The organism is Streptomyces hokutonensis, from assembly GCF_042751305.1.
Taxonomy (GTDB): domain Bacteria; phylum Actinomycetota; class Actinomycetes; order Streptomycetales; family Streptomycetaceae; genus Streptomyces; species Streptomyces hokutonensis_A.
Genome location: NZ_JBHYWD010000002.1, coordinates 603416 through 629542, shown reverse-complemented (window position 1 = coordinate 629542; position 26127 = coordinate 603416). Strand labels below are relative to the sequence as shown.

The 26127-nt window shown below is 70.6% G+C and carries 27 protein-coding genes and 1 pseudogene; 16 read left to right on the top strand and 12 right to left on the bottom strand.

From position 1 onward, the window contains the following. Nucleotides 1–76 precede the first annotated feature (76 nt). Genes ACFXC1_RS09060 through ACFXC1_RS09050 form a run of 3 tightly spaced genes read left to right on the top strand, consistent with a single transcriptional unit; the run spans nucleotide 77 to nucleotide 4902 of the window. A complete protein-coding gene (locus tag ACFXC1_RS09060; protein WP_381240798.1) occupies nucleotides 77–1351 on the top strand; it encodes an ABC transporter substrate-binding protein in 1275 nt (424 codons plus the stop codon). A gap of 42 nt (nucleotides 1352–1393) precedes the next feature. Continuing rightward, nucleotides 1394–4174, top strand: a complete 2781-nt coding sequence (locus ACFXC1_RS09055; RefSeq protein ID WP_381240796.1) for an ABC transporter permease subunit — start codon at nucleotides 1394–1396, stop codon at nucleotides 4172–4174. Beyond that, entirely contained in the window at nucleotides 4171–4902 is a 732-nt protein-coding gene (locus tag ACFXC1_RS09050; protein ID WP_381240794.1) for an ABC transporter ATP-binding protein, read from the top strand. The genes ACFXC1_RS09055 and ACFXC1_RS09050 overlap by 4 nt, the downstream gene beginning before the upstream one ends. Nucleotides 4903–5078: 176 nt before the next feature. On the opposite strand, the gene ACFXC1_RS09045 is transcribed toward ACFXC1_RS09050, so the two are convergent. The 3 genes from ACFXC1_RS09045 to ACFXC1_RS09035 all read right to left on the bottom strand — a co-directional run bounded on the left by ACFXC1_RS09045 (nucleotide 5079) and on the right by ACFXC1_RS09035 (nucleotide 7187). Beyond that, nucleotides 5079–5924 (bottom strand): MOSC domain-containing protein, encoded by an 846-nt coding sequence (locus tag ACFXC1_RS09045; protein WP_381240792.1) that lies wholly within the window; start codon nucleotides 5922–5924, stop codon nucleotides 5079–5081. Nucleotides 5925–5937: 13 nt separating this feature from the next. Then, nucleotides 5938–6627 (bottom strand): M24 family metallopeptidase, encoded by a 690-nt coding sequence (locus ACFXC1_RS09040; RefSeq protein ID WP_381240789.1) that lies wholly within the window; start codon nucleotides 6625–6627, stop codon nucleotides 5938–5940. An 86-nt stretch (nucleotides 6628–6713) separates the two neighbouring features. Then, on the bottom strand, nucleotides 6714–7187 hold the full coding sequence (locus tag ACFXC1_RS09035) for a class I SAM-dependent methyltransferase (RefSeq protein WP_381240787.1): 474 nt from the start codon (nucleotides 7185–7187) through the stop codon (nucleotides 6714–6716). A gap of 337 nt (nucleotides 7188–7524) precedes the next feature. On the opposite strand from ACFXC1_RS09035, the gene ACFXC1_RS09030 reads away from it, so the two are divergent. The 7 genes from ACFXC1_RS09030 (at nucleotide 7525) to ACFXC1_RS09000 (ending at nucleotide 11584) form a co-directional block, all read left to right on the top strand. Then, entirely contained in the window at nucleotides 7525–7944 is a 420-nt protein-coding gene (locus tag ACFXC1_RS09030) for a TOBE domain-containing protein (protein ID WP_381240785.1), read from the top strand. A gap of 168 nt (nucleotides 7945–8112) precedes the next feature. After that, nucleotides 8113–8751, top strand: coding sequence for a molybdopterin-dependent oxidoreductase (locus ACFXC1_RS09025; protein WP_381240782.1), 639 nt, complete (start codon nucleotides 8113–8115; stop codon nucleotides 8749–8751). 90 nt (nucleotides 8752–8841) lie between these two features. After that, nucleotides 8842–9783 carry an alpha/beta fold hydrolase gene (locus ACFXC1_RS09020; protein ID WP_381241140.1) on the top strand — a complete coding sequence of 314 codons (942 nt, stop codon included), beginning with the start codon at nucleotides 8842–8844 and terminating at the stop codon, nucleotides 9781–9783. 3 nt (nucleotides 9784–9786) lie between these two features. Beyond that, nucleotides 9787–10335: a YciI family protein gene (locus tag ACFXC1_RS09015; protein ID WP_381240780.1), complete on the top strand. Its 549-nt coding sequence runs from the start codon at nucleotides 9787–9789 to the stop codon at nucleotides 10333–10335. 134 nt (nucleotides 10336–10469) lie between these two features. Then, nucleotides 10470–10856 carry an NUDIX domain-containing protein gene (locus ACFXC1_RS09010; RefSeq protein WP_381240778.1) on the top strand — a complete coding sequence of 129 codons (387 nt, stop codon included), beginning with the start codon at nucleotides 10470–10472 and terminating at the stop codon, nucleotides 10854–10856. A 66-nt stretch (nucleotides 10857–10922) separates the two neighbouring features. Then, on the top strand, nucleotides 10923–11201 hold the full coding sequence (locus tag ACFXC1_RS09005) for a type II toxin -antitoxin system TacA 1-like antitoxin (protein ID WP_381241138.1): 279 nt from the start codon (nucleotides 10923–10925) through the stop codon (nucleotides 11199–11201). Next, nucleotides 11198–11584 (top strand): fic family toxin-antitoxin system, toxin component, encoded by a 387-nt coding sequence (locus ACFXC1_RS09000; protein WP_381240775.1) that lies wholly within the window; start codon nucleotides 11198–11200, stop codon nucleotides 11582–11584. Before ACFXC1_RS09005 ends, ACFXC1_RS09000 begins: the two co-directional genes overlap by 4 nt. Nucleotides 11585–11600: 16 nt before the next feature. On the opposite strand, the gene ACFXC1_RS08995 is transcribed toward ACFXC1_RS09000, so the two are convergent. Further along, entirely contained in the window at nucleotides 11601–12032 is a 432-nt protein-coding gene (locus ACFXC1_RS08995) for a MarR family winged helix-turn-helix transcriptional regulator (RefSeq protein WP_381240773.1), read from the bottom strand. 198 nt (nucleotides 12033–12230) lie between these two features. Between ACFXC1_RS08995 and ACFXC1_RS08990 the strand changes: the two genes are divergently transcribed. Further along, the gene (locus tag ACFXC1_RS08990) at nucleotides 12231–13637 is read left to right on the top strand and encodes a DHA2 family efflux MFS transporter permease subunit (protein ID WP_381241136.1); all 1407 of its coding nucleotides are present in this window, start codon (nucleotides 12231–12233) and stop codon (nucleotides 13635–13637) included. A 19-nt stretch (nucleotides 13638–13656) separates the two neighbouring features. Here the strand turns inward: ACFXC1_RS08990 and ACFXC1_RS08985 are convergent, their stop codons facing one another. Next, nucleotides 13657–13833, bottom strand: a complete 177-nt coding sequence (locus ACFXC1_RS08985) for a hypothetical protein (protein ID WP_381240772.1) — start codon at nucleotides 13831–13833, stop codon at nucleotides 13657–13659. On the opposite strand from ACFXC1_RS08985, the gene ACFXC1_RS08980 reads away from it, so the two are divergent. After that, nucleotides 13826–14161, top strand: a complete 336-nt coding sequence (locus tag ACFXC1_RS08980; protein ID WP_381240770.1) for a helix-turn-helix domain-containing protein — start codon at nucleotides 13826–13828, stop codon at nucleotides 14159–14161. The two genes, ACFXC1_RS08985 and ACFXC1_RS08980, sit on opposite strands and share 8 nt — an antisense overlap. Here the strand turns inward: ACFXC1_RS08980 and ACFXC1_RS08975 are convergent, their stop codons facing one another. From ACFXC1_RS08975 to ACFXC1_RS08965, 3 genes are all read right to left on the bottom strand, one after another. Beyond that, on the bottom strand, nucleotides 14162–15532 hold the full coding sequence (locus ACFXC1_RS08975) for an FAD-binding protein (protein WP_381240767.1): 1371 nt from the start codon (nucleotides 15530–15532) through the stop codon (nucleotides 14162–14164). It abuts the gene before it with no gap. Nucleotides 15533–15719: 187 nt separating this feature from the next. Continuing rightward, complete coding sequence (locus ACFXC1_RS08970; RefSeq protein ID WP_381240765.1) at nucleotides 15720–16250, bottom strand: GNAT family N-acetyltransferase; 531 nt, start codon at nucleotides 16248–16250, stop codon at nucleotides 15720–15722. A gap of 15 nt (nucleotides 16251–16265) precedes the next feature. Then, nucleotides 16266–17165 carry a PfkB family carbohydrate kinase gene (locus ACFXC1_RS08965; protein ID WP_381240763.1) on the bottom strand — a complete coding sequence of 300 codons (900 nt, stop codon included), beginning with the start codon at nucleotides 17163–17165 and terminating at the stop codon, nucleotides 16266–16268. 72 nt (nucleotides 17166–17237) lie between these two features. Between ACFXC1_RS08965 and ACFXC1_RS08960 the strand changes: the two genes are divergently transcribed. Next, nucleotides 17238–17678 (top strand): MarR family winged helix-turn-helix transcriptional regulator, encoded by a 441-nt coding sequence (locus tag ACFXC1_RS08960; RefSeq protein WP_381240761.1) that lies wholly within the window; start codon nucleotides 17238–17240, stop codon nucleotides 17676–17678. Between the two features lie 155 nt (nucleotides 17679–17833). Next, nucleotides 17834–19498 (top strand): MFS transporter, encoded by a 1665-nt coding sequence (locus tag ACFXC1_RS08955; RefSeq protein ID WP_381241135.1) that lies wholly within the window; start codon nucleotides 17834–17836, stop codon nucleotides 19496–19498. A 23-nt stretch (nucleotides 19499–19521) separates the two neighbouring features. On the opposite strand, the gene ACFXC1_RS08950 is transcribed toward ACFXC1_RS08955, so the two are convergent. From ACFXC1_RS08950 to ACFXC1_RS08940, 3 genes are all read right to left on the bottom strand, one after another. Beyond that, a complete protein-coding gene (locus ACFXC1_RS08950; protein WP_381240759.1) occupies nucleotides 19522–20022 on the bottom strand; it encodes a GNAT family N-acetyltransferase in 501 nt (166 codons plus the stop codon). Between the two features lie 44 nt (nucleotides 20023–20066). Then, nucleotides 20067–20987, bottom strand: coding sequence for a DUF5829 family protein (locus ACFXC1_RS08945; RefSeq protein ID WP_381241134.1), 921 nt, complete (start codon nucleotides 20985–20987; stop codon nucleotides 20067–20069). A 116-nt stretch (nucleotides 20988–21103) separates the two neighbouring features. After that, entirely contained in the window at nucleotides 21104–21358 is a 255-nt protein-coding gene (locus ACFXC1_RS08940) for a hypothetical protein (protein WP_381240757.1), read from the bottom strand. Between the two features lie 83 nt (nucleotides 21359–21441). On the opposite strand from ACFXC1_RS08940, the pseudogene ACFXC1_RS08935 reads away from it, so the two are divergent. Further along, nucleotides 21442–22046 (top strand): annotated as a pseudogene (locus tag ACFXC1_RS08935) (NAD-binding protein); the annotation flags it as partial. A 39-nt stretch (nucleotides 22047–22085) separates the two neighbouring features. Here the strand turns inward: ACFXC1_RS08935 and ACFXC1_RS08930 are convergent. After that, complete coding sequence (locus ACFXC1_RS08930) at nucleotides 22086–22925, bottom strand: MHYT domain-containing protein (protein ID WP_381240756.1); 840 nt, start codon at nucleotides 22923–22925, stop codon at nucleotides 22086–22088. Nucleotides 22926–23732: 807 nt separating this feature from the next. Between ACFXC1_RS08930 and ACFXC1_RS08925 the strand changes: the two genes are divergently transcribed. Further along, a complete protein-coding gene (locus ACFXC1_RS08925) occupies nucleotides 23733–25979 on the top strand; it encodes a protein kinase domain-containing protein (RefSeq protein WP_381240754.1) in 2247 nt (748 codons plus the stop codon). Nucleotides 25980–26127 lie beyond the last annotated feature (148 nt).

Genomic DNA, 26127 nt, shown 5'->3' with positions numbered 1-26127 from the left:
CGAAGGCGCCGCGCGGTGCCGCCGTCCGCTGATCGCTGCGAGTGCCGGGCACTCGCCGACACGTTGGGAAGCGGACATGATCGAGTCGGTCGGACGAGCCCTCTCCACACCCCGGTCGCGCGTGTCACTCGCGCTGGTGTCGACCACGGTGCTGCTCGCCGGATGCGGTGGCGGTGCCAGCGGTGCCACCACGGCGGACAGCACGAAGATTCCGGCCGCGCTGGCGAGCGCGTTCCCGGGCCACAAGGCCACCGGCAAACCGGTCAGGATCGGTCTCATCACCAATGAGGGCGGCTCGGCGATCAGTCAGCCCGAGACCCGGGAGGCCGCCGAGGCGGCGACGAAGTACGCCAATGCCGACCTCGGCGGTATCGCGGGCAGGCCCATCGCGCTCACGGTCTGCAAGACGAAGGAGGAGCCCGCGACGGCGCGGGACTGCGCGAACCAGATGGTCGAGCAGAAGGTCGACGCGGTGGTCCTGACCAGCAGCGGTCTGGGCGACTCCATGGTGCCGATCGTGACGAAGGCCGGCATTCCCTGGGCGACCGCCATCGCCGCCAGCAACTCCGAGGGCACCACCGCCAACGCCTTCTCCTGGACGGGTGGCTTCCCGACGACCATGACGTCGATGGCCGCGTACGCGAAGGAGAAGGGGTACAAGAAGGTCGCCGCGTTCGTGATCGACGCACCGGCCGCCGTCAGCGGGATCGAGGCCATCGGCAAGCCGGTCTTCGCCAGGGCGGGCATCGGCCTCCAGGTCGTGACAGTGGCCGCGGGCACCCCGGACGCGTCTCCACAGGTGAGCGCCGCGCTGCGGAACAAGCCCGATGCCGTCGCCGTCGTGGCGGACCCGACCGTGTGCACCTCCGTGCTCCAGGCCATGGGCACACTCGGCGCCGGCGTCGCCCGGATGACGGTCCAGTCGTGCGTGTCCCCCGAGGTCGTCCAGGCGGTGGGCGCGGGCATGGACGGCGTCCAGGTCTTCAGCAGTTTCGACGTCGCCAGCAACGACCCGGAGGCCCAGCTCTTCCGGCAGGTGATGAAGGAGTACAGCCCCGACACCCCGACCCAGGGGTACGCGGCGATCGGCTACCAGGGCGTGCTCGGCCTGGTCCGCGCCCTGCACGGACTGACCGGCACGGTCTCGTCGAAGACGATCACGGCGGCCCTGCGCACGGCGAAGGACGTCGTGCTGCCGGCCGGGCACGGCATCACGTTCAGCTGCGACTCCAAGACGGTGCCGGGGCTGCCCGCGGCCTGCTCGGCGAAGGAGGTCACTGGCACGGTGTCGTCCGACGGCAAGTTGGGGCAGCTGCGGGTCGTCGATCCCAGTGCGCTGTTCGCGCGGTAATCGAGGCAGCGGTCGGAGCAACCGGGAGGGACGGTCTCGCCGATGAGCCAGTACGTCGTGTTTCTGTTGCTGGGGCTGGGCAGTGGGGCGGTGTTCGGCGCGCTCGCGCTGGCCCTGGTGCTCACCTACCGCGGTTCCGGGGTGGTCAACTTCGCCACCGGGGCGATCGCGTTGTACAGCGCGTACACCTACGCGTTCCTGCGCCAGGGTGAGTTGCTGGTGCCGCTGCCGGGTGTGCCGAAGAAGGTCGGGCTCGGCGGAGCGCTCGGACTCTTCCCGGCGGTGGTCATCTCCCTTGTGCTGGCAGCCCTGTTGGGGGTGGTGCTGTACGGGCTGGTCTTCCGGCCGCTGCGGACCGCGCCGCCGGTGGCGAAGGCCGTCGCCTCGATCGGGGTGATGCTGGTGATCCAGGCCGTACTGGCAGCGGGCGTGGGCACGGGCGCGGTGTCGGTCAAGGCGATCCTGCCCAACGACCCGGTGTCCTGGGGCGGTTCGCTGATCCCGGGCGACCGGCTGTGGTTCGCGGCCGTCATCGTCGTACTGACCGTCGTGCTCGCGCTCTTGTTCCGGCTGACGCGGTTCGGTCTGGCGGCGCGGGCGGCGGCGGAGTCGGAGAAGGGCGCCCTGGTCAGCGGGTTGTCGCCGGAGCGCATCGCGGTGGCGAACTGGGCGCTCAGCTCGGCCATCGCCGGTCTGTCCGGCATCCTGATCGCGCCGATCGTGCCGCTGGTCCCGGTGTCGTACACGCTGTTCATCGTGCCGGCCCTCGCGGCGGCGCTGGTCGGCAACTTCACCGCGCTGATCCCGGCCGTGGGAGCAGGGCTGGTCATCGGGATGCTCCAGTCGGAGGTGCAGTTCCTCCAGGGGAAGTGGTCGTGGCTGCCCCAGACCGGCCTGGCCCAACTGGTGCCGCTGGCGGTCATCCTGGCCTACCTGGTGGTGCGCGGGCGTCCGCTGCCCACCCGCGGTTCGCTGATCCAGCAGGCGCTCGGCCGGGCACCGCGCCCGGACCGCGTGCTGGTCCCGGCCGTCGTGAGTACGGCCCTGGGTGTCGTCGTGCTCCTGGCCACCCACGGCAGTATTCGCGCCGCCGTGATCACCTCGCTGACTCTGGCGGTGATCTCGCTGTCGCTGGTGGTCGTCACCGGGTTCGCCGGGCAGATCTCGCTGGCGCAGCTGACCCTGGCCGGAGTCGGCGCGTTCAGCCTGAGCAAGCTGAGCGCGGGATGGGGTATACCCTTTCCGCTCGCCCCGCTGCTGGCGGCCCTGGCGGCGATGGTGATCGGGGTCGTGATCGGGCTTCCCGCGCTGCGGATCCGCGGTCTGCCCGCGGCGGTGGTCACGGTCGCGCTGGCGGTGGCGCTGGAGGCCTTCTGGTTCCGCAACCCCGAACTCAACGGCGGCCTCGGCGGCTCCAAGGTCCCCGCGCCGCACCTCTTCGGGCTCGACCTGGGCATCGGCTCCGGCGAGGACTATCCGCGCCTGCCGTTCGCGCTGCTGTGTCTGGTGGTGCTGTTGCTGGTGGGCCTCGGCGTGGCGTGGCTGCGGCGCAGCCGGCTCGGTGCCGCGATGCTCGCCGTGCGCGCCAACGAACGGTCGGCCGCGGCGGCGGGCATCGACGTCGCCCGCACGAAGATCGTCGCCTTCGCGATCGGCGCGTTCGTCGCCGGGCTCGGCGGAGCCCTCCTCGGCTATCAACAGACCGTCGCGGACGCCGAGATGTTCACCGCGATCGGTGGCCTGGGCCTGTTCGCCACCGCGTACCTGGCGGGTGTCACCGCCCTCTCCGGCGGGATCGTGGCCGGGGTGATGGGAGCGGGTGGCCTGCTGCCCGTACTCCTGGACCGGGCCCTGTCCCTCGGCGAGTGGTACGACGTGATCATGGGCGTCGGACTCGTCCTCACCGTGATCACCAACCCCGAGGGCATCGTCGGCCCGGCACACGAACTGGCGGCGCGGCTCCGGCGCGGGCGCCGCCCCGCCACCGTCGACAACACGGAAACCGATGGCCTCACCGAGGCGGCACCCGCCTCCCGCCCACCGGTCCCCGATCCGGGCGAGGTGGTCCTCTCCGTCCGCGACGTCGGCGTTCGCTACGGCGGTGTGGTGGCCGTCGACTCCGTCTCCTTCGAGGTGCGCTCGGGCGAGATCGTCGGCGTGATCGGACCGAACGGTGCCGGGAAGACCACCCTGCTCGACGCGATCAGCGGCTATCACCGCAGCACGGGAACAGTGGAGTTCGACGGCCGGGAGATCTCGTCCCTGAAGCCGCATCAGCGGGGCCGGGCGGGCCTCGGCCGCACCTTCCAGGGCATCGAGCTCTACGAGGATCTCAGCGTCGAGGAGAACGTCCTGGTCGGGGAGGCCGCGGCACGGCACGGCGGCGACCATGTCGGTTCCGTGCAGGGGCCGGAGCTGCGGAACCGGCTGTTCGAGACGCTGCACCTGAGCCGGTTCCGGGACCAGCCTGCCCGTGAACTGTCCCAGGGCAGACGGCAGTTGGTGTCCATCGCGCGCGCCCTGGCGGGCCGCCCCCGGATGCTGCTGCTGGACGAGCCGGCCGCCGGTCTGGACAGTTCCGAGAGCCGCTGGCTGGGCGACCGGCTGCGGGCCGTGCGGGCCGACGGCGTGACCGTGCTGCTGATCGACCACGACATGGGGCTGGTGCTCGACGTGTGCGACCGGATCGTAGTGCTGGACATCGGAAAGGTGATCGCGGACGGAACTCCCGCCGAGATCAAGGCGGATCCACGCGTCGCCACCGCCTACCTCGGCGCGACGCACAGCGATACGGACGAGGTGCGGGGGGAGGTCGTCCAGTGACCGGGCCGGAGCTGCTGACGTGCGAGAGCGTGGACGCGGGTTACACGAAGGGTCGGCCGGTGGTGCGCGGTTTCGGCCTGAGGCTGCTGCCCGGTGAGGTCGTGGCCCTGCTGGGTCCCAACGGGGCGGGAAAGACAACCCTGTTGACGACGCTCGCCGGTCTGCTGCCGCGCCTGGGCGGGACGGTGGCTCTCGACGGCCGGGAGATCCGTGGCGGCCGGGCGCGCGAGGCAGCCCGGCGGGGACTGGTCCTGGTGCCCGACGACCGATCCCTGTTCACGCAGTTGACCGTACGGGACAACCTGACACTCGCCCGGCGGCGACAGGGCAGCACCGTGGACCAGGTGCTCGACTTCTTTCCGGCACTGGGGAAACGGCTGAAGGTCGCGGCAGGCCAACTCTCCGGCGGGGAACAGCAGATGCTGGCCCTGGGCCGGGCCATGATCCAGGATCCACGCGTTCTGCTCATCGACGAACTGAGCATGGGGCTGGCACCGGTGATCGTCGAGGAACTGCTGCCGGTCGTACGGCGGATCGCCGAGGACACCGGCGCGGCCGTCGTGCTGGTGGAACAACACGTCCGGCTGGCCCTCGACGTGGCGGACCGGGCGATGGTCCTGGTACACGGCGAAACCGTCCTCAGCGACTCCGCCGACCGGCTCGCGGCCGACCCCGGTCTGCTGGAGCGCGCGTATCTCGGCGAGCGGGCACCGGATCCGGTCCTCTGAGCGGATCAGGCCGTACTCGCCTACGCGTCGAGGGTGAGCCCACGGGCGCGGTAGTTCGGTGAGTACGGCCGCGACCACTTCGGTGCGCGAGCGCGGACCGACGGCAAGGTCGAACGCTTCAACCGCACCCTGCTCGACGAACGGGCCTGCTTCATGCACTGACCGTTCCGGGACGATCAGGCCGCGTTCTGCAACGAGATCGGGTCACCCACCCGAACCGTGCCCGCCTCCAGGACGTCCAGGTACACGCCGAGGCACGAGAGTCGGCCCAGGTCGAAAACAGGGACGCGGTGTTCCCGGGCGACCGCGCGCATGATGCCGGGGTCCGGCGGCAGTTCGTCGTGGCCGAGAGTGGGGACCACGCAGCGGGGTGTCGGCACCAGGACCCGGAACAGGGCCTCCCCCACCCGCAGGCACGAACCCACCCAGGCGTCCTCCGGGAATCCGGGTATCCCGAGCGTGTCGACGACCAGGTTCGGCCGGAAGCGGCGGGCGTCGAAGTCCCCCGCCGGGTGGACGGCACGCATGCGGTCCAGGGCCGATGTGGTGACGAGATGGACCCGGCCGAAGTCGAAGAACGTCCCCGGGGCGACACCGCCTGTCGTGATGCTCTCCCCGGTGACGTCGACGGTCGCCGACTCGCGCACGGAGTCCGGGACGCCACCCTCGTACTCCGGCACCGCGCGCTCCAGCCTGCTGTCCTCCGGAACGACGGCCGACAGGAAGACCTGTCGGCCCAGCAGTTTGGACAACTCCCCGTCCAGGTCCGGGTCCTCGACCGGGAGGGCGGTGCCGTCCGGCAGTACGACCCGCACCACGCCGGAGTCGTCGAGGCGGCCGCGGCAGCGCAGCAACTCGCCCCACTTGCGCGGGTGTTTGGCGCTGCCCACCGTGCCCGTCCCGTCGAGGACGGCGTAGACCCGGTCCCCGGAGAACCCGCGCTCCGTGACCGCCACGGCGATCACGGCCTCGCCCACCATCGACTTCACCGGATAGCGGTACAGCGCCGCGACAGTCCCCATGGAGCAATCCCCGTCAGAGAGTGAGCAGTTCCTCGTGGAAGCCGCCGAACTGTCTTTCCCTGTCGATGAGATGGATCTCCAGGATCCAGTGACAGGCACGCCCGGCCTTGTCGGTGCGGCGCATGGGCGTGACGTTCTCCGGAGTGACGTACGACTCGACGTGCGCGCCCTCGATCGTCTCGTGCGGGAACTCGCCGACCAGGTGTCCCGCGTGCCAGCCGCCCAGCTCCCAGCCCGACTTCTCGGCCAGCCGGACGACCTCCGCGTAGAGGCGCTCGCCGGTGATGTCCGGGGTGTTCTCGAAGAAGCTCCGGCCGGCCGCGAACACCTTGGGCAGGTCGTCGCGCAGCCGGTGCTTGACCGGGTCGTCGCCGAGGACGAAGGTGCGGCCGAAGTCGGCCTCGTACTCCTCGAAGATCGGCCCGAAGTCGGCGAACACGATGTCGTCGGCGCCGATCACCCGGTCCGGCGGGTTCTCCTTGTACGGCTTGAGGGTGTTCGGTCCCGAGCGCACGATCCGCTTGTGCCAGTGCCGGGTGGTGCCGAACATCTCGTTCGCGAGGTCGCGGATCCGGTCGCTGACCGCGCGCTCCCCCTCGCCGGGCGCGACGAGCCCGCGCTCCTCGATCTCCGCGAAGAGCAGTGCGGCCTTGGCCTGGGCATCGATCAGGCGTGCGGCCCGCGTGGGTTCGTCGTCAGCCATGGGCCGAACCTAGCCAGCCCGATCATCGTCGGCAACGGGATTCCGCATGCCGGGCTCGCCGCACCCCGTGGCGCGGGACGGCGCGTTCATCCGGCGACGCGGGTCGCGCGGGCCAGGAAGTGGTGCGGGGCGTCCTCGTGGCGGGACAGCTCCCAGCCCGCCGTGCGCAGCGCGGTGCGCAGATGGTGCTCGGCGAGGGGGTCGTCCGGGTCGAGGGAGCGGCCGTGGCAGGCGGCGCGTTCGGCGCGGCCGGAGGGGTGGTGGAGCAGGAGGGTGCCGTCGGGTGCGGTGACGCGGGCCCATTCGCGCAGGGCGGTCGCGGGGTCGGGTACGTGGTTGACCAGGCCCGCGCTGAAGACGGCGTCCAGTGCGGCGGTCGGCAGCGGCAGTCGGCAGGCGTCTGCCAGCAGGAGGTGACCGTCCTTGTCCCGGCCCTCACGCAGGGCGGCGGTGAGCATCGCGGGCGTGAGGTCGATGCCGAGGACGAGGCCCGCGTCGCCCAGGTGTGTGCGCAGTGCGGGCCCCCGCGCCCGGCCGGATCCAGATGGTGGAGCACGCACCGTACGAAGGCCTACGGGCGACCACCTCCCGCACGACCGCACCCCGACGATGACCGAGACCAAACGCGGATTCGGAACGAAGAGCCCACCCCACCTCGCAATTGCCAGGGCATTTCGCCCATCGCCCAGCCATGGGCGAACAGCCTCGCCGCAGCGGCGGGATTCCGGCGTCCACCCTGCCGTTCGCGGGTTCCTCCGATTTGCCAGGACCGAGAAAACTCCCAGGTGGCGGATGCGACGGGGTCCCTGACGGGCGCGTCCGGAGCCGCTAGCTTGTGGACGCACAGTCGGTGATAAATCCGGCAATCCAGAACTTTTCTCTGTGAGGCGTTCCGTCATGACCCTGAGCATCCGCAACCAGATTCCCGGCACCGTCACGGCCGTCACGCCGGGCGCGGTGATGGCGACCGTGAAGGTACGCCTCGACGGCGGCCAGGACCTCACGGCGGCGATCACGCTGGAGGCCGTGAAGGACCTGGGGCTCGCCGAGGGTACGGCCGTACGCGCCATGATGAAGTCCACCGAGGTCGCGCTCGCCACGGGCCGGGTTGAGGGGCTGTCCATCCGCAACCAGCTGGCCGGCACGGTCAGCGACGTCGCCACCGGCGGGGCGATGGCCGTCGTCAAGATCACGGTCGACGGGGGCGAGCTGACCGCGGCGATCACCAAGGACGCGGTCGGCGAGCTCGGTCTGGCGGCCGGTTCACCCGTCGTCGCGCTGATCAAGTCGACCGAGGTGTCCCTGGCGACCGTCTGACCCGCTCGGGCCGTGCCGGTCAGACGCTGATCCGCGGCCGGTACCCCGGAGAGCGGCGACGCTTGCAGGCGCACCCGGACCCGGCCTCGGTCGCGTCGGCCGGGAGCGCCTACGCTGCTCGGGAGAGGTAGCCGTAACCAGGTCACCGGCGTAGAAGGGACGTCCCGCGTGGCACGCGACCGACAGGACACGGCCGAGGCCGACGCGGACCGCCGTGTCCCGCCCGGCCAGCGCCATGTGCACGGTTGGCCGGTCTCGCACTACGGGCCCGTCCCCCGCTTCCGCCCCGACCGCTGGAACCTGCGGGTCCACGGCGCCACCGCCGACGGCACCGAGCACAGCTGGACCTTCGACCAGCTGGCGCCCCTGCCGCATGTCACGGTCGTCGCCGACCTGCACTGCGCGTCCGGCCCGACCTCCACCGACCATGAGTGGTACGGCATCCCCGCCACCGTGCTCCTCGACCTGGTCCCGCCCGCGCCGGAGGTCACGCACGTGATGGCCTGGGCGGAGTACGGCTATTCCGCCAACCTCCGCCTGGCCGACTTCCGAGCAGCGCAGACCCTGCTGGCCACCCACCACAACGGCGAGCCCCTCACCGCCGAACACGGCTTCCCGCTGCGCCTGGTCGTGCCGCACCTGTACGGCTACAAGAGCCCCAAGTGGCTGCGCGCCGTCGAGTACCTCACCGAGGACCGCCGCGGTTTCTGGGAGGAACGCGGCTACCACAACATCGCCGACCCGTGGAAAGAGCAGCGGTACTCCTACCAGGAGCAGGACGAGGACGGCTCGGGCCCGAACAACTGAAGGTCCGAGATCTCTCTCCCCGAGGTCCAAAACCCGCCCTGCCGCCCGATGATCACGGCACGTACGCTCGTTCCCATGGTTGCGCATCGCATGGTTGACGTGAACGGCATTCGGCTGCACATCGCCGAGCAGGGCGAAGGCCCCCTGGTGGTTCTCCTGCACGGCTTCCCCGAGTCCTGGCACTCCTGGCACCGCCAGTTCGGCCCCCTGGTCGACGCGGGCTTCCGCGTGGTCGCCCCCGACCAGCGCGGATACGGCGGCAGTGACCATCCCGACGACGTCGACGCGTACACCATCCTCCACCTGGTCGGCGATGTCGTCGGCCTGATCAAGGAGTTGGGCGAGGAGAAGGCGTATGTCGTCGGCCACGACTGGGGCGCGCCGGTCGCCTGGCACACCGCGCTGCTGCGGCCGGACATGGTGCTCGGGGTGGCCGGTCTGAGCGTGCCGCCGCCGTTCCGGGGGCCGCACCGTCCGTTGGCCATGATGCGGGAACTGTTCGGGGGGCGGTTCTACTGGAACTACTTCGAGCGTCCCGGTGTCGCCGACGCGGAGTTCGCCAAGGACACCCGTGCCACGCTCCGCAAGTTCTTCTACTACGCGTCCGCTTCGGCGTCCCCCTCCGGTGGGATCGCCCAGCCGATGGTCGACCCCGAGCGTGGCTGGCTCGCGGACATGAAGGACCCCGAGGTGCTGCCGGAGTGGCTCACCGAGGACGATCTGGACGCGCTCACCGAGAGTTTCTCCGGGGGCTTCACCGGCGCCCTGAACTGGTACCGCAACCTCGACCGCAACTGGGAACTGACCGCGCCGTGGGACAACGCCGTGGTCACCCGGCCCTCCCTGTACATCTACGGCGACCGCGACCTCGTCCCCGCCTTCCCCGGCGCCCGCGACCTCATCGAGCAGCTGCCCGCCCTCATGCCCAGCTTGCACCGCAAGCCCGTCGAACTGGCCGACTGCGGGCACTGGACCCAGCAGGAACGGCCCGCCGAGGTGAACGCGGCACTCATCGACTTCCTCACGGCCTGAGCCATGGAGTTCCTCTGCTACCACCGCGACCGGCCCAACTCCCTGGCCCTGCGCCACGAGTTGCTGCAGGAGCACTGGTCCTACATGGACCGGTACGCGAAGGAGATGATCGCCCGGGGCCCGACCTTCTCCGACGACGACGTCCTCACGGGCAGCGTGCACATCCTCGACCTGCCCTCTCCGGCCGCCGCCCGCGCGTTCGCCTTCGACGAGCCGAACTACCAGGCCGGCGCCTACCGCGACGTGCTGCTGCGCCGCTGGCGGAACGCGCTGGGGCGCACCATGTGGGACTTCCCCGGCGGCCGGACCGGCGGCGACCGCTACCTGGTGATCGGCCTCGGCACCGGCCCGGCGGCGGACCTCACGGTACCGCCCGACCGGGACGAACTGATCGCGTACGGACCGCTGCTGTCCGACGACGGCACCCACTGGCTGGGCACGGCGGCACTGCTCCGCGCACCGGACGCGAAGGCGGCGCGCGCCGTGCTGACCCAGGACCGGTACGCGGACATCGAGGTGCACAACTGGCAGTTCGGCGGACGACCGTCCTGAACTGCCTCCGCAGAACATGAGACTTGCCGGGTGCCGGAGTGCCGCGTGAACCGACCCGTCCCGGGTAGTAAACGGGGTCGGACGTGGCCGGGCAGACGGTCGCTACTTGTACGTACGAAGGGAACGGTGCGGAGATGGCGTTGGAGCAGGCCTCCGAGGAGCTGGTGGACGCGGTCGTCGTGAACGACGGGCAGTTGCTGCTGGTGGATGTGCAGGGCGGTTGGGGTCTGCCGTCCGGTGTCCCCGAGGAGGCCGAGACGGCACAGGCCACAGCCGCGCGCGTGGTCTATGAACTCACGGGCTATCTCGTGGACGGGTCGAGTCTCCTGCAACCCGAGCCGGGAGCCGCAGCGGACGGACCCACCGCCGTGGTGTGTCATCTGCTGAGCCAGGATCCGTCCGGAGAGGCCCAGCTCACCGCCGGGCAGCTCCGCTGGGTGCCCTTCGCCGAAGCCGCCGACATCGACGGCGGGCTGCCCGCATCCGTGCGCACCTACTTGGAGGGCCATACGCCCGTGTAGGAAATCCCGGCCCGCCCGCGTGGTACCACTGGTACCGTGAACGTCATGCCGAACACGCCGAAAGCCATGAACCTCCGCTTCCGAGACCCCCGGCAGCGCGCGGCCATCGAGGCGGCGGCCAGGCAGGCCGGCGTCAGCCTGCAGGAGTACATCCTCTCGGCCGCCTACGCGCGGGCGACGGCCGTGGAGGATCGGTTCCTCGCGGGATTCAAGGAGTCCATGGCGCGCAGTGGCGCGGCGTTCGCGGCCGAGCCGGGCACCGCGGACCCCAGTGCGGAGCAGCGGGCGGCCGAGGCCGACGCGCTGCGTGAACTCGAGCGCCGGGAGCAGGGGCACGCCGCGTGACCCAACCCGAACCACCGCACCCGCTGGACGTCACGTTCCTGCTGCACGCCGCCGAACTGCTCGACGGTGATCCCCAGGTCGACGACTACGGCCCCCTCTACGCCGCCGCCGCGCGCGCCGACGCCCGCGCGATGGAACGCGACATCTACGGCTCCCTGCACCTCAAGGCGGCGGCGCTGCTCCAGACCCTGGCGAAGCTGCCCTGCCTGGAGCACTCCAACGAGGCCTTCGCCTGGCACGCCACCGAGGCCTACCTGATCCTCAACGAGCGCCGCCTCGACTACCCGCCGAAGGCGGCCGTGGCGCTCGTGCGCGACACGGCTTCCGGGGAGCTGGGCCTGCCCCGGATCGCCCGCCAACTGCGCGAGTGGACCACCGGCTGAGTCTCCCGGACCGGCCTCAGGAAGTCGCCTTCCGGATGCACCCGAGCAGGGCCCGCAGCTGTGCTCGATCCTCCGCGTCCAGTTCGGCCGTCGCCTCCGCGAGCGCGAGGCCGTCGATCTCCTCGGCCTCGCGATGGCACTCCCCGCCCTTGTCGGTAAGGCGCAGAAGGAACGCGCGCCGGTCGTGCGGATGACGTACGCGCTCCACCAGCCCGTCGCGCTCCAGGCTGTCGACGATGCTGGTCGTGGTGCGGGCCGCGACGCCCGTCATCGCGCTCAAGTCCCGCATGCGCAGCGGCTGTTCGGCATGGGCGAGCATCCGCAGGGCGCGCAGCCGGGCGACCGAGGCACCGTTGGCGCGCAGCCGGGTCTCCACGAACTGCCGTAGCCGGTGGGTCGTCTCGTAGAGCTCGTCGATCAGGATGTCGCTGCTGCCGTGCACTGCCATGACGTTCCCCGTTCCCCGATTTCGCGGTGAGGACCGATTCTACGTTCCTCGACCGCTACCTATGAGCACTCACATAGTGAGTATGCTCAGCATGTGCTGCTGTTCCGACGCCGTCCCGCCTCCTCCGCTTCCCCCGTCCCCCTCGCCTCCCGAATACGCCTCCGTCCGCGCCCGGGCCAGCGCCTGGTCGTGCCCGTCATGTGCGTCTGCGTGACGTTCATCGCGATCGTCGACGGAGCGATCACGACCGTGGCGCTCCCCTCCATCGCCCGCTCGTTCCAACTGACCACGGCCGCCCTGGACGGTGTGGTCGTTGTCTACCCGGTCTGTCTGGCCATGGCCATCCCCGCCTCGGCCTGGCTGGTGGAGCGGTTCGGCGCCAAGCGCGTGCTGCTCACCGCTCTCGGCGCCTTCCTCGGCTCGTCACTGCTGTGCGGCGCGGCGGCCGACCTCGCCCAGCTCGTCGCCTTCCGCGCGGTGCAGGGTCTCTCCGCCGGACTGCTCTTCCCCGCCGCGTCCTCGCTCCTCTACAGCACCTTCAACTCCTGGGAGCAGGTGCGGATTTCGCGGTACATGATCGTGCCGCAGCAGATGGCCCCGGCCGTCGCGCCGATCCTCGGCGGCCTGCTGGTGGACCATCTGTCCTGGCGCTGGGTGTTCTACGTCAACCTGCCGCTGGGCGTTCCGGCCATGGTGTTCGGAGCGGTCTTCCTGGCCGAGCACCGCGGTCATCGGCCAGGCCGGTTCGACCTCCCCGGACTGCTGCTGAGCGCGGCGGCTCTGGGTTCGGTGATGTTCGGGGTCTGCGAGGGTCCCAACCGCGGCTGGTCCTCCCCCGCCGTCGTCACCGCCCTCGTACTCGGGGCGTTCCTGCTCGCCGCCGCCGTCCTCTTCGAACTCCGCACCGCCGAACCGCTGTTGAGGCTCCGGCTCTTCGCGGACCGGCTCTTCCGCGACACCAACCTCATCAATCTGGTGGGCCTGGTGCCGATCCTGGGCGCGATGTACCTCGGTCCGCTCTTCCTCCAGCAGGGGCAGGGCCGTTCGGCGCTGGAGTCCGGGACCAGCACCTTCCCCGAGGCCTTCGGTGTGCTGCTGACCGTCCAGATCGTCGGAGTCCTGTACTCCAGGGTCGGCCCCCGGATCATCATCGGCTCCGGCCTGGCCATGGTGAGCGGGGTCCTGCTGCTCTTCGCCACCTGCGACCAGGACACCGGCCTGTGGACGTTCCGTACGTACATGTTCCTGCTCGGTATCGGCATGGGCGGCGTCTTCATGCCGACCACGGTGGCCTCGCTGGCGACCGTCTCCCGCAAGGACCTGGCGCAGGCGTCGACACTCAACACGGTCGTACGGCAGACCGGCGGTGCCTTCGCCCCGGCGGCGGTGACCACGGCCCTGGTACTGAGCACACCCACGGCAGCCGCGGCGGATCCGCCCATCACCGCCTACCAGCACGCCTATCTCGCCCTGGCCGCCCTCGCCGCGGCAACCTCCCTCTTCGCCTTCACCCTCCCCGACGGCCCGGCCCGCGCCGCCGCCCGCAGGACCACCGCGTCGGGCGGGACGGCTCGGCAAGGACGTCGGCACGAAGAGGCGCACTAGCAACAGCCACCCCGCGATCTCAGGGGCTCACCGGTGAAACCGACCAGGATTCCCGGGAGTTGAGCACGGTGGTCGTACACCCGGCCAGCTGTTTGTATCCCTGGGAGACGGCCGTCGCTTGCTCCTCGGGCACCGGGATCCCGGCTTCCTCGGTCAGGACGATGATCTTCTCCGGGCCCAACTCACGGTTGGCCACGACGGAGGCACACACCCAACTCGCCGACGCGCTCGACACCTTCGAACGGCTCGGGGCCCGCCCCTGGACGGCCCGGGCGGGCAACGAACTGCGGGCGACCGGCCTGTCCGTCGGAGCCTCCGGCGTCACCGGCCCGGCGTCACTGACACCGCAGCAAGGGGAGATCGCCCTCCTGGCGGCGGCCGGCCTCACCAACAAACAGATCGCCGAACGCCTCTTCCTCTCCCCGCGCACAGTCGCCGCCCACCTGCGCCGACTGTTCCCGAAGCTGGGCGCGGCCTCCCGCGCCGCACTGCGCGACGCGCTGGCCGACCTGCCGCCCGACTGATCAGAAGATCCCCTGACCCGGTACCAGGATCCCCTTCGGGTCGTACGTCTTTCTGGCCTCGGCGAACCGGCTCCACACCGGTCCGAAGTGCCGTCTCCAGTCGGCGTGTTGGAAGGGGATCGAGCCGACCGGGTACTGCGTGCCGCCGGCCGCGCCGACCGTGTCGTAGGCGGAACGGTTGGCGCTCAGCAACCGCTGCACCGTGGCGGTGTCCTCGGGCGGTGTGGTGCGCAGGACGGCGAAAAGGTACGGCACCGGGTCGTCGGGCATCCGCAGCAGCGGGGTGTGGAGGCGCTCGCGCAGCAGCGGGTAGAGGAGTACGACGCCCGGTCCCAGGTCGGCCGGGGTGAGCGCGTCGAGGAGGGTGGCGGCGAGGTCGGCGGTGCTGCGGCCGGGCATCAGGAGGTTGAGCCAGGGGTGGGCGTAGGCCCACAGGCCCGCTTCCTTCAGCGCGGCGACGGAGGGGGCGAGCCGGTCGAGGAAGTCGTAGTAGCCGAGGTCGGTGATCTGGACGCCGGACGCGGTGTGGCGCAGCCCTCGCAGGAGCTTGGCGTCGTCGGGGGTGTCCCCCACGGGCGGTCCGTAGGCGACGGCCTCGATGGTGAACTGGTCGAAGGCTCCGGCGGAGTCCGCGCCGACCTGGCCCTCGACATAGGCGAACCGGCCCTCGGTGGCGAGGAGGCGCTGGTCGTCGAGGAAGATCTTCAGGTCGGCGTAGGGCAGGAGGTAGTGCCGTACGGTCTCCGGGGCGCGCACCAGGCGCAGGGTGGCGGCGACGATCACGGCGCACTGCCCGAGTCCGGCGAGCACGGCGTGGAACAGGTCGGGGTGCCGGGTGGGGGAACAGCGGACCGACTCCCCCGCGCCGGTGACGACTTCGAGTTCCAGGACGTTGTCGACCTGCGCTCCGTGCCGGTGGGTCTGGCCGCCCAGGCCGCCGACGGACAGGGTGCCGCCGACGGAGAGTTCGAGGTAGTCGGTGAAGACGGGCGGGGTCAGACCGTGGGCGAGGGAGGCCTTGGCGACGTCGCTCCACTTCGCGCCCGCCCCGACCGTGACCCGTGAACTGCCCGCCTGCACAGCCCCGATGGAGGCGAGCGGCCCGGTCTCGATGATGAGCCCGCCCTCGACCTGCGCCTGCCCGTTCGTGCCGTGCCCCTGTCCGCGCGGGGCCACGCGAAGTCCGTGCAGATTGCAGAACCGCACCATCGCGACGACGTCCCGAACCGAGCCGGGCCGCAGCACCGCGGCCGGTCTGCGGTGCACGATGTGCCCGAAGTCGTCGGCGTCGGCGGTGAGCGAGGCGTCGTCGGTGAGGAGCGTTCCGTCCAGGTGCGGGATGCCGCTGAGCGGTCCGCCGGAGTCGGTCACCGCCCAACTCCGGGTGAAGGGATCAAACCCGACGACAACAGCCGAGGCACCAACCAGGCCGCGCAAAGCAGTACGTCGAGACGGCGTGCGGGTCATACGGTCCTCCCGAGACCGGCCGGATGTGACGATCAACGGCGGCTCAGTCTAGGCATGTTGGGGTGCGGGACGAGGTTGCGACGCGGCGGGCTCAGGACTGGTGATCCAGTCCGAGGCGCATGCGCACGTAGTCACCGCCGCCCGGCCCGGGACGCCGGTGCTCGTCCGGCTGCCGGCCGTGCCGGGCGTAGAAGGCCTGGGCCCGGCTGTTGCTCTCCCATGCTTCCAGCACACCGGTGGCCAGTGAGGCATCGCGGAGAAACTGCACGTAGGCCGCGTGGAGCCGGCTGCCGAGGCCCTCGCCCCAGCGGCCGGGGCGGACATGGATCTGGTAGAGCTGGCCCGTGGTCGTGGCGTCGACGTCCGCTTCGTAGGGCGGACCCATCGCGAGGATGCCCACCAGTTCGCCTTCCCGTTCCGCGCACAGGACTGTCCGGTCGCCGGATCGCACGGCACGTGTCCAGCTCTCCTTTCGGCGGACGCGTGCGTCGGAAGAGGCGAGTTCCGCTTCCGGCACTCCGCCCGCGCTGTAGTACGCCGTGCGGGCCAGGGTGTGGAGGTCGGTGATCTCGTCCACGTCGTCGAGGTGCGCGGTGCGCAGGAGCGCCTGAGAAGTCGTCACGATCACGTGACGCGGTCACCCCGAACCCCGGTTCCCCATCCACGCCCGGGTGCCGAACGACCCGCACGCCCGTGAAGCGACCGCGGCCGCCGCGGTCAGTGCGGCTACGAAGTCCTCCGCCGCCGGGTGGCCGGCCCCTAGTGCAAGGTGATAGGCGAGGGCACCGTGCAGGACGTCACCCGCGCCCAGGGTGTCCGCCACCCGGACCGGGGGCACGTCCACTGTGCCTTCGGCGTCCGGGGTCGCCCAGGTGATGGGGGTCGCTCCTCCGGTGACCGCCGACCGGGCGACCCCGTGTTCCCGTAGGAAGCGCAGGGTGTCCGTCGGGGTGAGTGTGCCGGGTGGGTGGAAGTCGGACGAGCAGACGGCGACGTCGAGCAGGGGCAGCAGGTCCTCCGTTCCGGGCTTCCAACTGCCGCCGTCGAAAAGGGTCTTGCGGCCAACGGCACGCGCCGAACGGGCCGCGGCGATGGCGAGTTCCATGTGGTGGCCGTCGAACTCGACGATGTCGCAGGCCGCCACCAGCGCGTCGAGATCGTCGGGCGGGGTGAGCCGGTGGCGGGTCGCGTTGGTGGAGGCTACGGCGCGTTCACCAGTGGACGCGGTCACCAGGACGGAGGACACGGCGGGCGGTTGCGTCGAGTCGGCGGCTAGGTCGGTCACTGCAACACCCAGTGCGTGCAGGTCTGTCGTCGCCCCAACTCCCAACGGATGGCGGCCGATTGCCGTCAGCAGCGTCGCCGTGCCGCCGAGGTGGGCGAATGTCACGGCCGCGTTCGCCGCCGGGCCGCCCGCGGCGACGACTTGGTCGCGGGCGGTGAGTTTCTCGTTGGCTTCCGGCGCGTGGTCCACGAGCTGGATGACATCCAGGGTGCACAGTCCGACGAACAGTCCTGCGGGACGTTCTCCCACCATCAGCGACCTCCTCGCGCCTTTTACTAACAACTGGTTGAGCAGTTCAGACTGATAAACCTAGTGTTAGTAACCATGAAAGTGGACAGCCCCAACGACACCGCCCTGCTCGCGTCCGATCTACGGCTCGCGGTCGGGCGGGTGACCCGGCGGCTGCGTCAGGCGCACGCAGTCGGGGACGTGTCGCTCTCCGGAGTCTCGGTGCTGGCCCGGCTCGCGCGTGACGGCTCGGAGTCGCCGACGTCCCTCGCCGAGCTGGAGCGGGTACGCCCGCAGGCGATGGCGAGCACGCTCGCGCTGCTCGAACAGCGCGGGCTCGTCCGCCGCAGCCCCGATGCCGCGGACCGGCGGCGGAGCATCGTGGCGATCACGGACGAGGGACGCGCGATGCTGGCCGAGCGGCGCTCGGAGTCGGTGCAGCGCCTCGCCGTCGTCCTCGACGGGTTCACCGAGGCGGAGCGGATGGCGCTGGCGTCCGCCCTCCCCCTCCTCGACCGACTAGCGGAGCGACTGTGACGGACAGCGCGCAGATACCCGCCGGCGGACAAGGGGGCGGTCCCCGGCCACTGCTCGGTACCGTGCGCCCGGGGCGTCGTAAGGACACTCCCCCGGGGCCGAACTACAAGTGGGTCGCGCTGTCGAACACGACACTCGGGGTGCTGATCGCCACGATGGACGCCTCCATCGTGATCATCTCGCTGCCCGCGATCTTCCGGGGCATCGGCCTCGACCCGCTCGCGCCGGGCAACATCGGCTACCTGCTGTGGATGATCCTGGGCTATCTGCTGGTGTCGGCCGTGCTGGTCGTCGTGCTCGGGCGGCTCGGTGACATGTTCGGCCGGGTGAAGATCTACAACATCGGCTTCCTGATCTTCGCGTGTGCGTCCGTCGCCCTGTCCCTGGACCCGTTCCGCGCGGGGGCGGGCGCGATGTGGCTGATCCTCTGGCGGATCGTGCAGGCCTTCGGCGGCTCGATGCTCACCGCCAACTCGGCCGCCATCCTCACCGACGCGTTCCCGGCGCGGCAGCGCGGAATGGCCCTCGGCGTCAACCAGATCACCGCCCTCGCCGGCCAGTTCCTCGGCCTGCTCGCCGGTGGGCTGCTGGCCGTCGTCGACTGGCGCGCGGTGTTCTGGGTGAGCGTGCCGATCAGCGTCACCGGCACGATCTGGTCGTATCTGAGCCTGCGCGAGACCTCGGCGGGCCGACCCGGCCGTATCGACTGGCTCGGCAACCTCACCTTCGCGGCAGGCGCCGGAATCCTCCTCGCGGGCATCACCTACGGCATCCAGCCCTACGGCGGCAGCGCCACCGGCTGGGGGAACCCTTGGGTGCTCGGCGGTCTGATCAGCGGCGTCGTACTGCTGCTGGTCTTCTGCTACATCGAGACGCACATCGCCGAACCGATGTTCAACCTGGCCCTGTTCAAGGTGCGTGCCTTCGCCGCGGGCAACCTGGCCGCGCTGCTGACGGCCATCGCGCGCGGCGGGCTGCAGTTCATGCTGATCATCTGGCTGCAGGGCATCTGGCTGCCCTTGCACGGCTACGACTACGAGGACACCCCGCTGTGGGCGGGCATCTTCATGCTGCCGCTCACGATCGGGTTCCTCATCGCGGGGCCCGTTTCCGGATACCTGTCGGACCGGTTCGGCGCCCGGATGTTCTCGACGGTCGGGCTGGTCGTCGTGGCGCTCTCCTTCGTCGGTCTGCTGGCGCTGCCCATCGACTTCGACTACGGGATGTTCGCGGCGCTGCTGCTGCTCAACGGGCTGGGGCAGGGCATGTTCTCCGCGCCGAACACGTCCTCGATCATGGGCAGTGTGCCGAGCGAGTACCGGGGTGTCGCCTCGGGCATGCGCTCCACCTTCCAGAACTCGGGCACCGCCCTGTCCATCGGCGTGTTCTTCTCCCTGATGGTCTCCGGGCTCGCCTCCTCACTGCCCGGCACGCTGAGCACGGGGCTACAGGCGCACGGCGTACCGGCGGGCGCCGCAGAGCAGGCCGCGTCGCTGCCACCGGTGAGCACCCTGTTCGCCACCTTCCTCGGCAACAACCCCATCCAGCACCTGCTCGCGTCGAACGGCGTGCTCGACCAGCTCTCGGCGGCCCAGCGCGCCGTCCTGACCGGCCACTCCTTCTTCCCCCGCCTGGTCTCCGGCCCGTTCCACCACGGCCTGACCATCGTCTTCGGCGTGGCGGCGGGCATGGCCCTGGTCTCCGCGACCGCCTCGGCCCTGCGCGGCGGCCACCAGTCCGAACCGGCACCGGCCGGTCTGCCGCCCGCCCCCGCCGAAACACCCGAGACCACGCAGGCGGGGCCGAACGGGTCGTCTTAGAAAGCAAGTTGTGGGGAGACCACTCACACGGCGCGCTCCATGCACACCAGTTGATCGCGATCGTCCCACGACTCGGTGACGGTGAAGCCGAACCGTTCGTACAGGGCGATGGCCCCGGTCCGCCATTGCCACACCGACAGCCGCACGGTGCCCGCGCCGCTCTCCGCGGCATGCGCGAGTGCGGCGCGAAGCAGGTCCGACGCGATGCCCCGGCCCCGGAACTCCGGGGCAGTCCAGAGCCTCTTGATCTCCGACCGTCCGTCGACGGTGGCGGTCACGACCAGACATCCCGCCGGGGTGCTTCCGCTCAGCGCCAGCAGCACCACATCGTCGGCGAACGCGGTCCGCGGGTCCGAGATCTCCGTGCGGTAGCGGTCCGGCAGACCGTCCGCATCGGCGACGGCACGGCCCTTCTCGGCCTCTGTGCGCAGATGGTAGGCCGTCAGCAGTGCGGCCGTGCCGTCCTCGGCGGAGAGATCTCCGGCCGGCCGGCGGACGATGGAAACCTGGTCCTGAGCAGTCATGACGTCAGCATCACACGGCACCGAGCCGGGCTCCGTCCGAGCCCCTACGGGGTGCCGTTGTGGGCGAACGTCCACACGGCCCGACTGCCGGGGCCGACGGTGAGGGTCGAGTGGCCGATCTGCTCCACATGCCGGTCCTTCACGGGCCGGTTGAGTGCGAAGTCGACCCGCTGCATGCCCGCGTTCTCGCGCGGTACGACATCGAGGCGGATCGTGGTGCCGCCGCCCGCCGCGACGACGCCACCGCCCGCCACGGTCAGGACGGTGAACCCGCCGGCCCGCAGCAGTGGGACGGTGTCGGCGAGGTCGCCGGCGGTGACCGCGATGCGGACGGAGGTCACGTCACGCATCAGGTGGGTGCGGTAGTCGTCGGAGAGGTATCGCTCCCGGCCCACGTCACCGGGGTAGCTCGGCGGTTCGGTGTTGCCGCGGGGGTCGGCGAAGTACTCCGGCCGGTACTCCATCGCCCAGGCGCCGAAGGCGTCGTACTCGGTGGTGGTGAGGATGGCGTCGAACCACGGCACGGGTACACCGTCACCGAAGTCCCGGGTCTGGAGGAACGCGATCGGGTCGGCGACCCCTTCGTCCTTCAGCCGTGCGGTGACCGTCGCGAGGTCGCCCGCCCGCTCGGTCGAGAGGCCCAGCCCGGCGGAGCCGAGAGTGCCGTCCTGGCCGGCGACGTCACCGACTCCGAACAGTTCCAGGTAGGTCTGACGGCCCATCAGGTAGCGGCCGGTCCAGGTCTGTCCGCCGGCGCCGGTCGTGGTGCGGACCTGGAAGTTGGCGAAGTCCCGCAGGTAGTCGGAGTGTTCGATGGCATCGGCGGTCTCCCGGTCGAAGACGCCGTAGGAGTGGTTGTAGAACAGCAACTGCCGGTCGTGCGAGGACCGGGCGCCTTCGGCCTGTGCCGTCCCGACAGCACCCCCGATCGCTCCGGCCAGGGCCACGGCGAGCACGATGATCAACCGAAATGTCCGTCGCATCAGCATGCGCGCGATCGTAGGACGGCGGGGGGGACGGCTGCCGTGCTCTGTGAACGAGGTCGAAATGCTTGACACACGGCGGCGGCCTCCGCCAGGGGTCAACTCCCTCTCCGGTCGTGGCAGATGTACACCCTCGGTGCTCCTCCCTCGTCGGGTACGGGATCCCCTGCCGTGGCGCGTACGCCCTCGCGGACTGTGGCGCCGGTACGAGGGTCTACGACGCGGTAGGGAAGCGGGACGTTCTGCGGGTCGGTGATGATCAGTGGGCCGCCTTCCTCCGCGTAGCGGAGATTCAGCTCGCCGGGGACGGACAGGCCCCGGGGCGCCAGGGTGGAGCGCCAGTCCGGGCGCATGTCGGTGAGGGGGAGGCCGTCGAGGATGCGGGAGACACGGCCGACGTGGAGCGAGCCCTCGGTGCGCGGTACACGACACCCACATCCGGATCGAGGGCGGAAGATACGTCGAGCCTCGGTCTCCGGTTCCCGAGTCCCCGCCGAGCAGGGGAAGTCGGTGGGCACGCCGGCCGGGGACGGCGATGCCGCGGCGGCCGTACGACCGTTGCTCGTGCCGGTGTGCCAGGAGACGTTCGGCTGCGGTGCGGTGCCGGGCGCCCTGCTCATGAAGTTCTCGGTGAACCTGTTCCTGATCACGCTGGTCACCGGGCTCACGGAGGCGTTCCACTTCGCCGACCGGCACGGGCTCGACCAGCGCCTGCTGCGCGAGGTCCTGGACGCGGGGCCGATGGCCGGTTCCGTCTCCCCGTCTCCCGGATGAAGGCGCCCAAGCTGGTGAACCGCGACTTCGGTGTGCAGGCGGCGGCCGCGGACGTACTGAAGAACAACCGCCTGATCGCGGAGGCCGCCCGCAAGGCCGGACTGGCCTCCCCGCTCCTCGACGTCTGCCACGCCCTCTACGACGAGACCCGTGGCTCGGGGTCACGGCGGCGAGGACATGGTGGCCGTGGTGCGCGCGCTGGAGGCCAGGACCGGGGGCGCGGCACCGTCCGGAGCCCGCACTCCCCCTGCGGAGAACGGCGTGTGAGCGCGGACGGTCGTGTGTGCTTGAGGTGCCGCCGTCAGTTCACCAGGAGGCGGTGTGCTGCGACTGCTGTGCCTGCTGCTGTGCCGGGAACACGGAGTCGCCGCCGAACAGCGGCGCGGGGGCGGGCGCCTGAGCGCTCGGCTCGTCGTCGCCGAGCATCATGTCCGGGTCGAACATGACGATGACCGCGGCGATCAGCAGGACGATGAGCGGACCGGCGAGCATGACCAGGAGGAACGCGACCAGGTCGGCCGAGGACTGCGCGGACGCGGCCTGGTGGGTGAGGTGCACGGAGACCGCTGCCATGCCGGTGTAGTGCATGCCGGTCACGGCCACACCCATGACCAGGCTCGCGCCGAGGCTCGCCCACAGCGCGTGGATGGAGACCGCCGCCCACAGCGCCGCGGTGGCCGCGCCCACGGCGATCACCACGGACAGCACGACGGTCAGCGGGTCGTAGTGAAGGCTGCCGTTCGTCTCGATCGCGGCCATCCCGAGGTAGTGCATGGCCGCCACGCCGAGTCCGGTGACCGTGCCCGCGACGGCGAGGTTGAGCGGTGAGCCGCCCCGGTAGCCGACCAGGAACACTCCTACGGCGACCACCACGATCGCCACGAGGAGGCTCAGCAGCGTCTTCGTCGTGTCGTAGTTGACCAGCGCGCCCTGGACGCTGAAGCCGATCATGGCGATGAAGTGCATGGTCCATATGCCGCAGCCGATGGACACCGCGCCCATGGCCAGCCACCGGGCTCTGTGCTGCGGGCGGCGCAGCGAACGGGTCGTGCAGCGCAGTCCGAGGGCCGCGCCCAGGCAGGCCATCAGGTAGGCGGCGACAGGTGTCACTGCGCCGTAGTAGAAGTCGGAGACGGTGGCTGTCATCGAGAGTTCCCTTCACGTGCGTGCAGGCAGGCGGCACCGCAGTCGCGGTGTGCCGGCACGGTGACGTGCGCACGCTCCCGTCCGGCGGGCCTCGGAGACCGCGGGGCCGCGCCGGGCGCGGGCCTCCGGTCGGGAGGCGCGCGGGGACACAGGATGCGCAACGGCAGGGGCGCGCACGGATCGACCACTCCCGCCCCTGCCGCACGTTCGTACCGGCTCGGCCGGGCGGACATGCACGAACGTGCGGAAATCCTGCGAACGGAGACAGGACACGGGGAACCGAACGATCGACTTCAAGCCACCAGGCCGAGTTGTGCATGATTCAATCACGCCGCTCACACATTACCTACACAATCTGGATAGGCGTTAGCCGAATCGATACTTCGTCACTAGTGCCACAAATCCCACCGGGGGCAAGGAGATTGCCGTCGACCCGGGCAAGTGGGGCCGGGTGACCTTCAGCACATCGGAGGTCTCCTCCCGCGCGAGCCGTTTCACCCGGAATTTGTTGCGCATCGCGCACTGTTCCCGCAGTACGGCCGCATGTCACCCGAGATCTGACGATGCGTCACATCACTGTCGGGAAACAGGAGAACGGCCGATCGCTCACTGCCGGGCGCTTGCAGACGACTGCCAGAACTGACCTCGTCCGTCCCTCCAGCCTCTACTCTGTCTCCGAACCCTGTCCGGGCCTCCCCCCATACACAGCGGGCCGGACACCTGCCCGGCCCGCACCGAGAACAGGTGGCTGAGGGCATGAAGCCATTGCGCCCAGAAGATCCCGAGCGACTGGGGTCCTATCGTCTCGTGGCCCGGCTCGGCGCGGGCGGTATGGGCCGGGTCTACCTGGCCACTTCACCGGCCCACGGCAAGCTTGCGATCAAAGTGATCCGCCCCGAGATGGCGGAGGACAAGAACTTCCGCATCCGGTTCCGGCGCGAGGTCGCAGCCGCCGCGGCAGTCGGCGGCCCCTACACGGCACCCGTGGTGGACGCGGCGCCGGACGCCGAGACGCCATGGCTCGCCACCACCTACATACCCGGCCCCACCCTGTCCGAGGCAGTCGCCGAACACGGGCCTCTGCCGGTGGAGACGGTCCTCGCCCTCGGCGCGGGAATTGCCGAGGCGCTGATCGCGGTGCACGCCGCGGGACTGGTGCACCGCGACCTCAAGCCGTCAAACGTGCTGCTCGCCGCGGACGGCCCGCGTGTCATCGACTTCGGCATCGTCCGTGCCCGTGACGGCTATCAACTCACCAGCTCCGGGACCCTGTTCGGCTCCCTCGAGTACATGTGTCCCGAACAGGCCACCGGCGATCCGATGGGGCCGGAGGGGGACATGTTCTGCCTCGGCTCGGTCCTCGCCTTCGCCGCGTCCGGGCAACCACCGTTCAGCGGCGGCGCGGCGGCCGCCCTCCTCTACCAGGTGGTCCACGGCTCACCCGACCTGAGTCTGGTACCCGAGCCGCTCGACAAGATCATCAGCCTGTGTCTCGCCAAGGACCCGGCTCTCCGCATCGACCCCCACCGCCTCTCCGCGGCCTGCGCACCCGGCGGTGCCGAACAGTTGCCGGCTGAGGGCTGGTTGCCCGCGCGCGTGACCGCCACCATCGACCGGCACCGGGCGGCCGCCGCGGATCTCGACCTCTCACCCCGCCCGGCCCCTCCGGCCCCGGCTTCCGGCTCGGCGCCGCGGCCCTCCGACCGCCGCGGGTCGGCCTTTGCCGCGGTCGCGCCGCCGGCGGACGAGAACACGACCATCGACGACGGCCCGGACGGCGCCAACGGAGCCGGGACCACCGCCATACCACCGGACGCGAAGCCCTTCCCCCTTCCGAAGGGGCCAACCTCAGAGCGTTCCCTCAAACCCACGCACCGGCACGCCTCCGTACGCTCCGGTGTGTCCCGCCGCACGATCCTCACCGCGACAGCAGGCACGGCCCTGGTCGGAGGCGCGGCTCTCCTGGTCACCCGAAGAAGAACGAGCGGCCGGTCCGGGCACCCGCTCGGCCCGGCCCCCGAGCCGACCTGGGTCTACCGCGGCGGCCCACTGCTGCAGACCCCGGCCGTCTTCAACGACGGTACGGCCCTGTTGAAGGCCCGCCCGGGGAACATGATCTGCCTCGACCTCGACAACGGCACCCGGCCGAAGTGGATCTACCGGGGTATCAGCCTGTCCCCCACCCCCGTCCTGCTGACCTACGGTGCCGCGATCGCCCTCGGCACCGGCTCCACCGTGATCGGCGTCAACCCGACCGACGGCACCGAGCAGTTCACCCTCGACTTCGGCCAGAGCTTCCAGTTCGACCAACTGCTCGGCACCTATAACAGCTACGCCGTCTCCGTCCTCGGCGCCAGCCTGCACCGCCAGTCGACGGACCAGGGCGTCGCGACCTCCACCAGCGCAGTCTTCGGCGTCGACCTCGAAGCCCGCCAGGCAGTCGTCATACCCGTCAGCCCGGAAGACGTCGGCGTACCCCTGCAACCCGTCGTCACCGCCAACTACTTCGTGTACGCCGACGGGCTGCGCAACATCTCCGTCCGCAACACCCTCGACGGCGGCACCCTTCGCTGGCGCCACCCGGTCGGCTACGACCTCCGACCGGGACTCGCGGTGCTCGGCCAGACCGTCTTCGCCGTCGGCTCGGAGCTCATCGCCCTGGACCTGCCCACCGGAAAACTCCGCTGGCGGGCCACGGCCGAACGCGGCCTCTTCGCCTCCCTCGGCGCCGCGGGCGACACCGTCTACGCCACCGGCACCAGCCCCTACGGCGTCTACGCCTTCAACGCCGCGAACGGCACCCGGCGCTGGTTCTGCCGCACCCCGCGCCTCAACGTCGACAACTCGATCGCCGTGGGAGCGCACGCCGTCTACGTCCCCGCCTTCGAGAACAAGAACGGCTTCTACGCGATCGACACCACCGCCGGCCACCTGCTGTGGAACTTCACCGACGGTCGCGAAACCGGCGTCAACGACTGGCAGATCTCCTCCGACGGAGCCGGCCACCTCGTGGCCCAGCACTTCGACCGAACCTACGGACTGCCGACCGCCTGAAGAACGTCTTCCTGCCGCCCGACATGCCGTCAGGGCCCGGTTCTCGCACCGAATACGGCATCAACTTCCTTGCACGTGAGGGCAGTTCCCGCCAGTCAACCGATCCCGTCGTACCGTAGTCCGATCGTCACGGGTCAGTCCGGAAGGC

Excerpts from the sequence above, each read along its gene's own strand:
- ACFXC1_RS09060 (WP_381240798.1), top strand. The coding sequence starts at position 77 with ATGATCGAGTCGGTCGGACGAGCCCTCTCCACACCCCGGTCGCGCGTG.
- ACFXC1_RS09055 (WP_381240796.1), top strand. The coding sequence starts at position 1,394 with ATGAGCCAGTACGTCGTGTTTCTGTTGCTGGGGCTGGGCAGTGGGGCG.
- ACFXC1_RS09045 (WP_381240792.1), bottom strand. The coding sequence starts at position 5,924 with ATGGGGACTGTCGCGGCGCTGTACCGCTATCCGGTGAAGTCGATGGTG.
- ACFXC1_RS09040 (WP_381240789.1), bottom strand. The coding sequence starts at position 6,627 with ATGGCTGACGACGAACCCACGCGGGCCGCACGCCTGATCGATGCCCAG.
- ACFXC1_RS09030 (WP_381240785.1), top strand. The coding sequence starts at position 7,525 with ATGACCCTGAGCATCCGCAACCAGATTCCCGGCACCGTCACGGCCGTC.
- ACFXC1_RS09020 (WP_381241140.1), top strand. The coding sequence starts at position 8,842 with ATGGTTGACGTGAACGGCATTCGGCTGCACATCGCCGAGCAGGGCGAA.
- ACFXC1_RS09015 (WP_381240780.1), top strand. The coding sequence starts at position 9,787 with ATGGAGTTCCTCTGCTACCACCGCGACCGGCCCAACTCCCTGGCCCTG.
- ACFXC1_RS09010 (WP_381240778.1), top strand. The coding sequence starts at position 10,470 with ATGGCGTTGGAGCAGGCCTCCGAGGAGCTGGTGGACGCGGTCGTCGTG.
- ACFXC1_RS09005 (WP_381241138.1), top strand. The coding sequence starts at position 10,923 with ATGAACCTCCGCTTCCGAGACCCCCGGCAGCGCGCGGCCATCGAGGCG.
- ACFXC1_RS08995 (WP_381240773.1), bottom strand. The coding sequence starts at position 12,032 with ATGGCAGTGCACGGCAGCAGCGACATCCTGATCGACGAGCTCTACGAG.
- ACFXC1_RS08990 (WP_381241136.1), top strand. The coding sequence starts at position 12,231 with ATGTGCGTCTGCGTGACGTTCATCGCGATCGTCGACGGAGCGATCACG.
- ACFXC1_RS08965 (WP_381240763.1), bottom strand. The coding sequence starts at position 17,165 with ATGGTGGGAGAACGTCCCGCAGGACTGTTCGTCGGACTGTGCACCCTG.
- ACFXC1_RS08960 (WP_381240761.1), top strand. The coding sequence starts at position 17,238 with ATGAAAGTGGACAGCCCCAACGACACCGCCCTGCTCGCGTCCGATCTA.
- ACFXC1_RS08955 (WP_381241135.1), top strand. The coding sequence starts at position 17,834 with ATGGACGCCTCCATCGTGATCATCTCGCTGCCCGCGATCTTCCGGGGC.
- ACFXC1_RS08950 (WP_381240759.1), bottom strand. The coding sequence starts at position 20,022 with ATGACTGCTCAGGACCAGGTTTCCATCGTCCGCCGGCCGGCCGGAGAT.
- ACFXC1_RS08940 (WP_381240757.1), bottom strand. The coding sequence starts at position 21,358 with ATGCGCCCGGACTGGCGCTCCACCCTGGCGCCCCGGGGCCTGTCCGTC.
- ACFXC1_RS08930 (WP_381240756.1), bottom strand. The coding sequence starts at position 22,925 with ATGACAGCCACCGTCTCCGACTTCTACTACGGCGCAGTGACACCTGTC.